The sequence below is a fragment of the Rhodococcus sp. NPDC079359 genome (genome assembly GCF_040702585.1).
Lineage (GTDB): Bacteria > Actinomycetota > Actinomycetes > Mycobacteriales > Mycobacteriaceae > Rhodococcoides.
The window spans coordinates 15210-27522 of sequence record NZ_JBFBLH010000007.1 but is presented as its reverse complement, the minus strand read 5'-3'; the positions used below and the strand labels follow the sequence as shown (position 1 = coordinate 27522).

Genomic DNA, 12313 nt, shown 5'->3' with positions numbered 1-12313 from the left:
CTAGAACTTGGTCTGCGAAAGTCCTACGGTTGTTTCATGGCACTGTCGAAGGCAGAACGCGAAGAGTTTCTGGCCGAACCCCACATCGCCGCGCTGTCCGTCGCTGCAGGCCCTGATCGCGGGCCGTTGACTGTCCCCATCTGGTACGACTACACCCCCGGCGCTCAGGCCTGGGTCCTCACCGGGAAGACGTCGAAGAAGGCTCAATTGATCAGAGCTGCAGGGCGATTCACGCTCATGATCGAGCAGTCGGACCCGAGGATCAGGTACGTCTCGGTCGACGGACCCGTTGCGCGGGAAGAGCCGAGTACACCGGAGTTACTGCGCACCATGGCAGCGCGCTATCTACCGCCGGAGAAGGTCGACGGCTACCTCGAGATGGCCGACAGTGAGCACGAAGAGAACGTGGTGTTCTACCTGCAGCCGGAGCATTGGCTGTCGGCCGATCTGGGCGCGATCTGACAGAACCACCCGGGTGCGTACTACGGAGTCGGTGCCAGGCTGTTTCCAGGCGGGATGGTTCCGCAATTGCTGCGCGTCGGCCCACCGGAGAACCGCTCGGTCAGGAACTGCAGACTCTGAGCCTCGAAAGCCGGGAAGGCTTCGCTGTGCGACAAGCCGTCGTACTGCGCGTACTGCACATCGACGCCCCGGCCGCAGTATTCGTACGCCAGTCCTTGTACATCTGCGGTGATCATGACGGAATCGCCGATCGGATCGGCTTGCCCGACAGCCAGGAACATCGGCGTCCGCGGAGTGCCCTGGCTACCCATGATGTTGTCGTCGATCGCCGCCACCACCTCGGGTACGTCGAGCATGGAGGTGTACGGAGCCTTGACCATCGACGCGTCGGTGAGCGTCGGGTAGTCGTCGGCGAACTGGGCGATGCACTCCTGATCGACCTGATCGATCACCTGGCGGCCGTAGTCGGAGATGAAATCGTCCAGGTCGAGACCGTAGGCGCGTTGGTAGGCGACGATCAGTGCCGGGATGACGCCCGCCCACTCCTTGCTTCCGCTGACGTACGGCAGGTTGTGAGCCAGGTCGACCGGCAGCCCGCCGGCCGCCGCTCCGACGAGGTTCAGCTCGGGTGCGTACTCGGGGGCAATCTCGGCACCCCACTGCGTCGGGACGGAGCCTCCGGAGTATCCGACCATGCCGACGGGGGTGTTCGACGGAAGCTGCAGAAAGGACTGTGCCGCGCGAACGCCGTCCAGAGCTGCGTACCCCGACTGCCGTCCGATCGTCCACTCGAGTTCCTCGCCCTCGTAATCCGGCACGACGACGGTGTAACCGGCTGCGAGATAACCGGCAATGACCACCTGTTCCGCGCCGGCAATAGGACTCGTGGACCCGCCGCTGAGGGTGTACGAGGGATTGCACTGGGACCCGAGGGCGTCGTATGCCATGTGGTACGACACGATTCGCGTCGGGCCGGGGATCAGGGGCCGCAGCACCGTGGCGACCGTGACGACGGCGTCGCCCTGCTGGTCGGTAGTCCTGTACAGGACCTGGCTACCGGTGACCGGCGTCGGCTGGTTCGGCGTTCGGAAGGTCATGGGCCTCGACCGGAGCACCGTCCCCGGGGAGACGTCCAGGCCGCCGTCCCAATCGTAGAACGGATCGTCGGCCGGAATCGGTGAGCCGGGCCCCGGATCTGCTTGTGCAACAGGGACACTCACGAGCGTGACGGACCCCAGAACCAGGACGACGGAGGCCACCAGCCTCACCACGAATCCTTTACCGACCTGTGACATGGAACAAATTAAAGCCCCGACCTCGAAGTTATGGACGGAAATCGCCAGATTTTCATCCATAACTTCGAGCTCGACGGGGCCTACTTCAGGACGATGTTCACCATTCGACCCGGGATCACGATGATCTTGGTCGGGGCCTTGCCGTCGAGCAGGGCGACGATCTTCTCGTCGGCCAGTGCAGTCTTCTCGACGTCGTCCTTGGTCGCATCGGCCGGGACGGTGATGCGGCTGCGTACTTTGCCGTTGACCTGGATGGGGTAGTCGACGGTATCGGCGACGAGCCACTTCTTCTCCACGCGCGGGAAGGGACCGTGTGCCAGCGACTTCTCGTGGCCGAGCTTGCTCCACAGTTCCTCGGACAGGTGCGGAGCCAGCGGAGCGAGCATCAGGATCAGCGGCTCGACGACCCCGCGCGGCGCACCGTCGGGGTACGCCTTGGTGATGTGGTTGGTCAGCTCGATGAGCTTGGCACCGGCCGTATTGTCGCGCAGCGCAGCGTAATCCGCGTGCACACCATCGATCACACGATTGAGCACGCGCAGTGTGTCCTCGGTCGGCTTGGCGTCGGTGACGCGGACCTCGCCGGTCACCTCGTCGAGCACCAGTCGCCACACCCGCTGCAGGAATCGCTGCGCGCCGACGACGTCCTTGGTCGCCCACGGCCGCGACGTGTCCAGCGGGCCCATCGACATCTCGTAGAACCGCAGGGTGTCGGCACCGTACTCGGCGAAGATCTCGTCGGGGGAGACCGAGTTCTTCAGGGACTTACCCATTTTGCCGTACTCACGGTTGACGGGCTGGTCCTGGTGGAAGTAGCCGCCGTCGCGCTCGATCACCTCGGCCGCGGGCACGTAGACCCCGCGAGCATCGGTGTAGGCGAAGGCCTGGATGTAGCCCTGGTTGTACAGGCGACGGTACGGCTCGCTCGAGCTGACATGGCCGAGATCGAACAACACCTTGTGCCAGAAGCGCGAGTACAACAGGTGCAGCACCGCATGCTCGACGCCACCGACGTAGAGATCGACCCCGCCGGGATCGTGAGGTCCGTGGATCTCCGGACGCGGTCCGACCCAGTACTTCTCGTTCTCCGGGTCCGCGAAGGCCTCGGAGTTGGTGGGGTCGATGTAGCGCAGCTGGTACCAGGAACTGCCCGCCCACTGCGGCATGACGTTGGTGTCGCGGGTATAGGTCTGCAGCCCGTCGCCCAGATCGAGTTCGACCTCGACCCAGTCCGACGCCTTGGCCAGCGGTGGGGACGGCTCGGAGCCGGCGTCGTCCGGATCGAACGAGACCGGTGCGTAGTTCTCGACCTCCGGGAGTTCCACCGGCAGAGCAGAATCCGGCAATCCGTGCGGGTTGCCCTCGGAGTCCCAGACGATCGGGAACGGCTCGCCCCAGTAGCGCTGGCGAGCGAACAGCCAGTCGCGCAGCTTGTACTGGATGGTGCCGCGGCCGGTGCCGTCTGCCTCCAACCGCGCGATGACGGCGGCTTTGGCCTCGTCCACCGGCATACCGTCGAGGAAGTCGGAGTTCACCAGGGCACCGTCGCCGACGTACGCGGCCTCGGTGACGTCTCCACCCGAAATGACCTCGCGCACAGGCAGATCGAATGCCGTGGCGAACTCCCAGTCTCGGGCATCGTGTCCGGGGACGGCCATGATCGCGCCGGTACCGTAGCCCGTCAGCACGTAGTCGGCGATGAACACCGGAACTTGCTCGCCGTTGACCGGGTTGCTCACGTAGGCACCGATGAAGACGCCGGTCTTCTCCTTGTTCTCCTGCCGCTCCAGATCGGACTTTGCGGCAATCGAAGCACGGTATGCCGCAACGGCTTCCGCGGGAGTTGCGGCTCCGCCGGTCCACTTGTCGGACACGTCGGAAGGCCACTCGGGAGCAACCAACCCGTCGACCAGTTCGTGTTCGGGGGCGAGCACCACGTAGGTGGCACCGAACAGCGTGTCCGGGCGAGTGGTGAACACCTCGATGTTCGAGAACGAGACCTGCGCACCGCGGGATCGCCCGATCCAGTTGCGCTGCATGGTCTTGACCTTCTCGGGCCAATCCAGGTACTCGAGGTCGTCGACAAGACGGTCGGAGTACGCGGTGATTCGCATCATCCACTGCCGCAGGTTCTTTCGGAACACCGGGAAGTTGCCGCGATCGCTGCGTCCGTCGGCGGTGACCTCTTCGTTGGCGAGCACCGTACCCAGACCGGGGCACCAGTTGACCATCGAGTTGGACTCGTACACCAGACGGAAGCCGTCGATCACCTCACGCCGCTCACCGACGGTCAGCGATTCCCAGGAGCGGCCGTCGTCCAACGTGCGCTCACCCGAGGCGAACGCCGCCTCCAGTTCCGAGATGGGCCTGGCTTTACCGAGGTCCGCGTCGAACCACGAGTTGAAGATCTGCAGGAAGATCCACTGCGTCCAGTGGTAGAAGTCGACGTCCGTCGTCGCCAGGGACCGTCGGCGATCGTGCCCGAGGCCCAGCCGACGCAACTGGCGGCGCATGTTGGTGATGTTGTTCTCGGTGGTGCTGCGCGGGTGCGTGCCCGTCTGCACGGCGTACTGCTCGGCCGGCAGACCGAACGCGTCGTAGCCCAGCGCATGCAGCACGTTACGACCCTGCATGCGGTGGTACCGCGCGAAGACGTCGGTGGCGATGTAGCCGAGGGGATGACCGACATGCAGGCCGCTGCCCGACGGATACGGGAACATGTCCTGGACGAACAGCTTGTCCTTCGGGACCTCTCCGGCGAGGGTTCCGACCGGGTTGGGAGCGTCGAAAGTGCCCTGTGTCTCCCACAGGTCCTGCCACTGCTCCTCGATGTGCCCGGCGAGTTCGGCCGTGTAGCGGTACTCGGGGGCGGACTCGGTGGGTGCTTCAACGGAATCGGTCACACCTACCAGCCTAAAGTGTGACGCGGCCCGCCTGGTACCAGGACCTCGCTGCGCCGTATCCTGGCCAGGTGGTCATCGTCTCGGTTGTGTTGTTCGTGCTCGCGCTCGTCGTCGGCGCTGTCGCTGCCCTGTCGCTGCTGGGTCGGCTCCCACGCAACCGCTTCGCCGGTGTCCGCACCGCCGAGGCCATGCGTGACGACGAGACGTTCACCCTCGCCAATCGCGTCGCCGGTCCCACCACAGCCGCATCGGCGCTGGTACTGGCCATCGGCGCAGTGGCCGCCCTCGCCCTGAGCGGTATCGCCGCCGTCGTCGGCGTCGTCGTTGCCCTCGTGGCCGCGCTGTTCATCGCCGCAGCCGGCGGATCCATCGGGGCCCGCGCAGCAGCGGCCGTTCCGCCACCCGCCGAGGCGGACGGATGCGGAAGCTCGTGCATCTCGTGCAGCCTCAAGGACGCCTGCCAGCCGAGCTGAGCAGATGAAGGCGAAGGCACTACGCACGTTCGACCCGGCCGGGGTCGTGTTCGGCGTTGCCGTCCCCCTTGTCGTCGCCGCACTCGGACTCGTCCTGGCGTACCTGTGGCAAGGCCGTCTGCCCGAACAGGTCGCCACTCACTTCAGCGGCACCGAACCGGACGACTTCTCCAATCCACTCTCCAACGCCTGGACCCTCGCGATCGTGATCGTGCTGGTCGGCGGCGGGTGCAGTGCCGTCGCGTCGTTGACTCGGGTGCTGCTGATCATGCGTCGAACCATGCTGATCATCGGGCTGACCGTCGTCGGAACGATCGGTGTTCTGCAGATCGCGACCCTCGTCCGAGAGCTGGACATGGCGTCCGAACAGAGCGTGACCATCCCCGGCTGGGCGATCGCGGTGGGGACCGTCGTCGGATTCGCGGCCGGGTTGTTCGGTGCGTCCAGGCTGCGTGACTACCGCGAACGCGTCGACGCCACATCACCGCCGCACGCAGATCTCCCGCGCTGCAGCCCGGAGTTGCCGCTGGTGGTCCGCGTCGGAGCCAGCCGGGTCGCCGGCATCACCGTCGTGGCAGTCTCTCTGGCCGGAGCCGCTCTGACGTGCTGGCTGTCCGGCTCACTGTGGCCGATCTTCCTGTTCGCCCCACTGACGATTCTGATTCTGTCCCTGCTGCGCTTCACGGTGCACATCGACAGCGACGGCCTCTTCGTCTCCAGCCTGGGCATGGCGGCATTCGACTACGACATCGACGAGATCACCGGTGCGTCGGTGCGGGCGGTCGATCCGTCGAAGGAGTTCGGGGGCTGGGGTCTTCGGGCCAAGGGCCGCGGGAACTACGCCGTCGCCACCGACGCCGGCCCCGCAGCCTTCGTCACGTTCGCCAACGGAGACCGGCTCACCATCGGATCCGTGCACGCCGAGAAGATCGCGGGCACGCTCAACACCCTGACCGCCCGCACTCGCAACGCCACGGTGGATTAAATTAGCCAAGTGAAGTTGTTGCGGGATACCGTGCTGGATCCCTTCCTGTTGGGCATCTTCGCGGTCGCAGCGCTGGCGAGCCTGTTCCCGGCCACTGGCACAGCGGAGGACGTCCTGGGCTGGGTGACGCGCATCGCCATTGCCCTGCTGTTCCTCATCTACGGCGCTCGACTCTCACCGCGCGACGCCTGGAACGGCGTCAAGCACTGGCGGCTGCACTCGGTGATCCTGGGGTGCACGTATCTGCTGTTCCCGGCACTCGGGCTGGCCCTGCGGATTCTCGTCCCCGGCGTGATCAGCGACGACCTCTACACCGGAATGCTGTTCCTCTGCCTGGTCCCGTCGACCGTGCAGTCCTCGATCGCCTTCACCTCCATCGCCCGCGGCAACGTCGCCGGTGCCGTGGTGAGCGCCTCGTTCTCCAACATCATCGGAGTGTTCGTCACCCCACTGCTCGTGATCGCCCTGATGACCACGACCGGTTCCGTGACCATCGACCCCAGCTCCGTACTCGATATCGCCCTGCAACTGCTGCTTCCGTTCGCCGTCGGACAGTTGATCCGGCCCTGGGTGACGGGCTGGCTCACCCGGCACAGCGCGCCGACGAAACTCGTCGACCGTGGTTCGATCCTGCTGGTCGTGTTCGCCGCGTTCAGCGAATCCATGAACCAGAACGTGTGGTCCTCGGTGCCGGTGTGGCGCATCGGCATCGTCGTCGCAGTGTGCGCTGCGCTGCTCGCGGTGGTGCTGGCGATCACCTGGTACGGAGGCAAGTGGCTGGGCTTCGCTTTCGAGGATCGGGTGGTGCTGCTGTACTGCGGATCCAAGAAAAGCCTGGCCAGCGGGCTGCCGATGGCCGCAGTGCTGTTCGTCGGCCAACCCGTCGGACTGATCGTGCTGCCGCTGTTGATCTTCCATCAGATTCAGCTGATGGTGTGCACCGTGATCGCCCAGCAGCTCGCGCGACGACCGCAATCGGAACAGAGCCCGGTGGGCAGCGTCGCGGACTAGATTGGGTGTCACTCGAACCGATCACGGGAGAAGACGATGACCAGGAAAATCCATGCCGACGGTATCGTCTCTGCGGCCTACACCGGCCGCCTCGCCACCAATCCCGTACCCGCACTGCGACTTCCCGAGGAACAGCTCGATCCGGACGCCGCCTACCGCTTCATCCACGACGAACTGATGCTCGACGGCAGCTCGCGCCTCAATCTGGCGACCTTCGTCACCACCTGGATGGATCCGCAGGCCGAGAAACTCATGGCCGAGACGTTCGACAAGAACATGATCGACAAGGACGAGTACCCGTCCACCGCCGCCATCGAGGAACGCTGCGTCAACATCGTCGCCGACCTGTTCCACGCCCCCGGACTCGACCGGGAGGACCCGTCGACGGCCACCGGGGTCTCGACCATCGGCTCCAGTGAGGCCGTCATGTTGGCCGGATTGGCACTCAAGTGGCGCTGGCGAGCGAGGGGAGCAGGTACCGGCACTCCGAACCTGGTGCTCGGCAGCAATGTTCAGGTGGTGTGGGAGAAGTTCTGCCGCTACTTCGACGTGGAGCCCAAGTACCTGCCCGTCGAGCGCGGACGCTACGTCATCACCCCGGAGCAGGTTCGAGATGCAGTGGACGAGAACACCATCGGCGTCGTCGCCATCCTCGGCACCACGTTCACCGGAGAACTCGAACCGGTACAGGAGATCTGCGCTGCACTGGACGAGATCGCGGGCGTTGGCGGGCCCGACGTACCGGTCCATGTCGACGCAGCCAGTGGCGGATTCGTCGTACCGTTCCTGTACCCGGAACTGGAATGGGATTTCCGGCTGCCTCGCGTCAAGTCCATCAACGCCAGCGGCCACAAGTACGGACTGACCTATCCGGGAATCGGATTCGCCGTCTGGCGAACCAAGGAAGACCTGCCCGAGGACCTCGTGTTCCGCGTCAACTACCTCGGCGGCGACATGCCCACCTTCACGCTGAACTTCTCCCGGCCGGGCAACCAGGTGATCGGGCAGTACTACAACTTCCTACGCCTCGGCAGATCCGGCTACACCGACATCATGAAAGCGCTGCGCGACACCGCAGTTCGCGTCAGCCGTCACCTCGCGAAACACCCCGACATCGAGGTCATCACCGACGGATCGGCCATCCCGGTCCTGTCGTTCATGCTGAAGGACCACTGCGAGTTCACCGTCTTCGACGTCTCCCACGAACTACGCGCCCGCGGCTGGCAGGTGCCGGCATACACGATGCCCGACAACGCAACCGACGTCGCCGTGCTCAGAGTCGTAGTGCGAGAGGGTTTCAGCGCGGACCTGGGCCGAATGCTGTGCATCGCCATCGACGAGGTGCTCGCCGGCCTGAAGTCAGGTGGACACTCGACGGCGCAGGCTTTCGCTCACTAGTGCCTGCGGCACTAGTTGCGGTCGACGTCGATCGGATGAGATGCCAGCAGCGCCAAGGGCATCGGCTGCCTACGCAGTACGTGCGCCCACAGGTCGATCCGCGGCGGACCGATCACGTCGGATGCCAAAGCCGATAACACGATCCAGTCGTCACGGTCGAGTTCACCTTCGAGTTGCCCGAACGTCCAGCCCGAGTATCCGGCGAAGATGCGCACGCCCTCGACGAGTGGGGCGATATCGGCAGGATCGGAATCGAGATCGACCATCACCACTCGGCCGTCGACGCGGCGCAGACCGGGTACTCCGTCGATCGACACACCGGTCCGCAGCGTCGCCAGGCACAGAGCCGAATCGCGCTTGACCGGGCCACCGACGTACAGCGCCTGCGGTTTGGCTGCCAGCTCGGACCAGTTGGGCAGCACGTTCTGCACCGCCGTCTCGCTGGGACGGTTGATCACGACACCGAGGCTGCCCGCATCGTTGTGTTCGATGATGTAGATGACGGTGCGCCGAAACGTGGGCTCGACCAGTTCGATGGACGACACCAACAGACTGCCGGGACGGACATCGCGCAAGGCCGATGCCGTCTGGTCCTCGGGTTCCTCCGCATGCGCTGCCACGCTAGTCATTGTGGCACCGCCCACCGCCGGATGTGGCGCAAGCGATGCGGCCAGTCCTGGCGACCTAATCGAGCCCGGCGATCTTCGTCAACAATCCCAACTGGTACTCGAACAACGCGTCCCTGCTGGAGAACGTCGTGGCCCCGTACTGATCGAACACATCGAAGCTGATGGCCCCGAACAGCGACGCCCACACCATGACGCCCAGTGCGATCAGCCCGTCGGGCAGATCCATCTCCATCTGCGCACGGATGTCCTCGAAGCTGCCGTGCAGTGACGCCAACTCGGGCGGGTCGGTCTCGACGTCCGGTCGACGTGTCTGCCACGCCGAGTGCAGGACGGCCACCAGGGTGGTGATCACCCTGGTGCCCGGCCCTGTGGTCTGCTCTGCAGGGGCGTGATATCCGGGCACCGGGCTGCCGAACAGCAACGCGTAGCGCGCCGGCTCCCGCAGTCCCCACTGCCGCACCGTCCGGCCGAGAGCCAGGAACTTCTCCTTGGGTCCGTCCGCTGCGTCCACCGCTGCGTCGACGGTGTCTCCGAGCTCGGTGTATCCGTCGACGACGAGCAGTGTCAGCAGCTCGTCGCGGCTGGCGACGTATCGGTAGACGGCCGAGGAGACGACACCGAGGTCCCGCGCGACAGCGCGCAACGACAGGGCCGCGGCGCCGTCGGCGGCCAGGTGTTCGCGGCCGATCCGCGTGATATCGGCCAAGGTCTGAACGCGGGCCCGGGTGCGGGGAGTGCTCGCCATGGCTGCCACTGTAACTGCTGCTCTTATCAGAGAGCAGTGCTCTTGCATTATCGCCGCCGCGGGTGCACACTCTTCATAACAGAGAGCACCGCTCTCGTTTTCCTCGAATGGAGCGATCATGACCGAACTTCACGTCGTCACCGGAGCCGGGCCCGTCGGCTGGACAGTTGCCGAACAGCTTGCTGCACAGGGTCATTCGGTGCGGGTCCTGACCCGATCCGGCAGCGGGCCCGAGCACCCGATAATCGAACGCCGCGCCGTCGACATCGAATCCGACGATCTTCGTCGACACCTCGACGGTGCCACCGCCGTCTACCACTGCACCCACGTCGCCTACGAGAACACGGTGTGGCGGAACAAGCTCGTCGCCATGGAGAACCGCGTGCTCGACGCGGCCGCGGGCACCGTCGTCGCGTTTCCCGAAAGTCTGTACGCCTACGGCCGAGTCGACGGACCGATCCGCGAGGACTCACCCCGCGAGGCGACGTTCCGCAAGCTGGGTGTGCGCACCCAGCTCCTCGCCGCGCGCGACGCTCACGCGACCCCCACCGTCAGCGTCGCCGCCTCGGATTTCTACGGACCTCGGGTGATCACTTCGCACATGGGTGAGCGGGTGATCGCGCCGATTCTCGCCGGAAATACTGTCCGCGTCCTCGCCTCCGCCGACCTTCCTCACTCGTTCACCTACGTCCCGGATCTGGCAACCGCCATGCTCACGGCCGCGGCATCCCCGTCGATGTGGAACACCGTCCTGCATGCACCCACCGCGCCCGCAGTCTCGCAGCGCACGATGATCGAGATGTTCTCGGCTGCTGCAGATCTGCCGACTCCGAAGGTCGGAGCCATTCCGGCCTGGGCACTGCGACTGCTGAGCGCGGTACCCGGTCCGATGAAGGAGCTCGGCGACACCCTCTACCAGTTCCGCTACCCCTACCTTCTCGACTCGAGTCGCAGCGAGGCGATCCTCGGGCAGCAGCCCACCCCACTCGCCGACGGCACAACCGCAACGATGGCGTGGTGGACAGCCTCGACGCCCGCCGTCTCCGCATGACGGGCGGGGGCTAAAGTCCCGTCGGTGAGCGACGCTTCCTTCCGTACCCGACTGCGTGAGTCTCCGGGGGTCGGCAAGCTGACGACCATTCGGTTCGCCGGTCAGTTCGGCGACGGGTTGTTTCAGGCCGCGCTCAGTGGTGCCATTCTCTTCAACCCCGAGCGCGCGACCAATCCGGCCGAGATCGCGGCCGGATTCGCGGTGCTGCTGGTCCCGTACTCCTTGGTGGGTCCGTTCGCCGGAGCGCTTCTCGACCGCTGGGATCGCCGGTCGGTCCTGCTGTGGGCCAACATCGTTCGTATGGTGCTGATCGTCGCCACCGCAATCCTGCTGTGCGCCGGGGTGGATGCCACACCGTTGTTGCTGTTGGCTCTGGCCACCGTAGGGCTCAGTCGGTTCGTGCTCGCGGGAGCGTCTGCGTCGCTGCCGCACGTGGTTCGGCAATCGTGGCTGGTACCGATGAACTCGGTGCTGGCCACCGTCGGATCCGGTTTCGCAGCGGCAGGTGCGGGTCTAGCCGTAGCGGTGATCGGAGTGATCGGTGCCGGGGATTTCGGCTCGGGTGTCGCCGTGGGTCTCTCGGCCACCGGGTCGGTCGTCGGGGCGGTTGCCGCCGCGCGGTTCCGACCACGATCCCTCGGACCGGGCATCGAGAACCGCACCGACAGTCCACTGAAAGACGTTGCTGCAGGACTGAAATCAGGTGCTCAGGCCGTCTGGCGCTCCGCCGGTGTCACGACCGCGATGCTCGGCATCGGCGCGCACCGCATCGTGTTCGGCATCAACACACTGATCATGGTGTTGGTTCTCCGCGAAACGACGAGCAGCACCCTGCCCGGCGGCCTTGCCGGCTTCGGCATCGCCGTCGGTGCCTCGGCGGTCGGCATGTTCCTCGCCGCCCTGATCACCCCCTTCGCCGTTCCCCGGTTCGGGCGCACCCGCACGATCGCTGCCGCTCTGGTGCTCGCCATCGTGGCGCAACTCGGTGCCGTCTCGGGCCTGACGCAGACCAGCCTGCTGCTCGGAGCCTTCCTCCTGGGTATCGCCGGGCAGACCGTCAAACTCAGTGGCGACGCTGCCATGCAGATCGAGATCGACGACGCCCATCGCGGACGCGTCTTCGCGTTGCAGGACACCGTGTTCAACGTCGCCTTCGTCGCCGCCCTCGCTGCTGCGGCCTTCGCCGTCGGCCCCGACACGACCGATCTGAGCCAGGACCCCACCGCGCACATCCTGGTGTTCGTCGGGGCAGGTATCTACGCCCTCGGCCTGGCCGCAGCGGTGGTGAACACCGGGCGCACACGCCGCTGACGTGGTGTATCTTTCCGTATCGGACCGATGGGTTTCGTCGGAGAACACGG

At 65.5% G+C, this 12313-nt stretch carries 11 protein-coding genes; 7 read left to right on the top strand and 4 right to left on the bottom strand.

Going from position 1 to position 12313, the window contains the following annotated elements; all coding sequences use genetic code 11:
* Nucleotides 1-36 precede the first annotated feature (36 nt).
* Complete coding sequence (locus AB0362_RS17225; protein WP_317549099.1) at nucleotides 37-462, top strand: pyridoxamine 5'-phosphate oxidase family protein; 426 nt, start codon at nucleotides 37-39, stop codon at nucleotides 460-462.
* A gap of 20 nt (nucleotides 463-482) precedes the next feature.
* Here AB0362_RS17225 and AB0362_RS17220 read toward each other — a convergent pair whose 3' ends face one another.
* Entirely contained in the window at nucleotides 483-1757 is a 1275-nt protein-coding gene (locus AB0362_RS17220; RefSeq protein ID WP_317809085.1) for a lipase family protein, read from the bottom strand.
* 80 nt (nucleotides 1758-1837) lie between these two features.
* Nucleotides 1838-4660 (bottom strand): leucine--tRNA ligase, encoded by a 2823-nt coding sequence (leuS, locus tag AB0362_RS17215; RefSeq protein WP_317549097.1) that lies wholly within the window; start codon nucleotides 4658-4660, stop codon nucleotides 1838-1840.
* A gap of 68 nt (nucleotides 4661-4728) precedes the next feature.
* On the opposite strand from leuS, the gene AB0362_RS17210 reads away from it, so the two are divergent.
* Genes AB0362_RS17210 through AB0362_RS17195 form a run of 4 tightly spaced genes read left to right on the top strand, consistent with a single transcriptional unit; the run spans nucleotide 4729 to nucleotide 8527 of the window.
* Nucleotides 4729-5133, top strand: a complete 405-nt coding sequence (locus AB0362_RS17210; protein WP_094611645.1) for an SdpI family protein — start codon at nucleotides 4729-4731, stop codon at nucleotides 5131-5133.
* Nucleotides 5134-5137: 4 nt separating this feature from the next.
* Nucleotides 5138-6118 carry a DUF1648 domain-containing protein gene (locus AB0362_RS17205; protein ID WP_317549096.1) on the top strand — a complete coding sequence of 327 codons (981 nt, stop codon included), beginning with the start codon at nucleotides 5138-5140 and terminating at the stop codon, nucleotides 6116-6118.
* A gap of 9 nt (nucleotides 6119-6127) precedes the next feature.
* On the top strand, nucleotides 6128-7129 hold the full coding sequence (locus tag AB0362_RS17200; protein WP_317549095.1) for a bile acid:sodium symporter family protein: 1002 nt from the start codon (nucleotides 6128-6130) through the stop codon (nucleotides 7127-7129).
* 36 nt (nucleotides 7130-7165) lie between these two features.
* Entirely contained in the window at nucleotides 7166-8527 is a 1362-nt protein-coding gene (locus tag AB0362_RS17195; protein WP_317549094.1) for a glutamate decarboxylase, read from the top strand.
* 11 nt (nucleotides 8528-8538) lie between these two features.
* Here the strand turns inward: AB0362_RS17195 and AB0362_RS17190 are convergent, their stop codons facing one another.
* Nucleotides 8539-9156, bottom strand: coding sequence for a YqgE/AlgH family protein (locus AB0362_RS17190; RefSeq protein WP_068047637.1), 618 nt, complete (start codon nucleotides 9154-9156; stop codon nucleotides 8539-8541).
* A gap of 55 nt (nucleotides 9157-9211) precedes the next feature.
* Complete coding sequence (locus AB0362_RS17185; protein WP_317549093.1) at nucleotides 9212-9901, bottom strand: WHG domain-containing protein; 690 nt, start codon at nucleotides 9899-9901, stop codon at nucleotides 9212-9214.
* Nucleotides 9902-10019: 118 nt separating this feature from the next.
* On the opposite strand from AB0362_RS17185, the gene AB0362_RS17180 reads away from it, so the two are divergent.
* On the top strand, nucleotides 10020-10952 hold the full coding sequence (locus AB0362_RS17180) for an NAD-dependent epimerase/dehydratase family protein (protein WP_317549092.1): 933 nt from the start codon (nucleotides 10020-10022) through the stop codon (nucleotides 10950-10952).
* A gap of 24 nt (nucleotides 10953-10976) precedes the next feature.
* Nucleotides 10977-12263 (top strand): MFS transporter, encoded by a 1287-nt coding sequence (locus AB0362_RS17175; protein WP_317549091.1) that lies wholly within the window; start codon nucleotides 10977-10979, stop codon nucleotides 12261-12263.
* Nucleotides 12264-12313 lie beyond the last annotated feature (50 nt).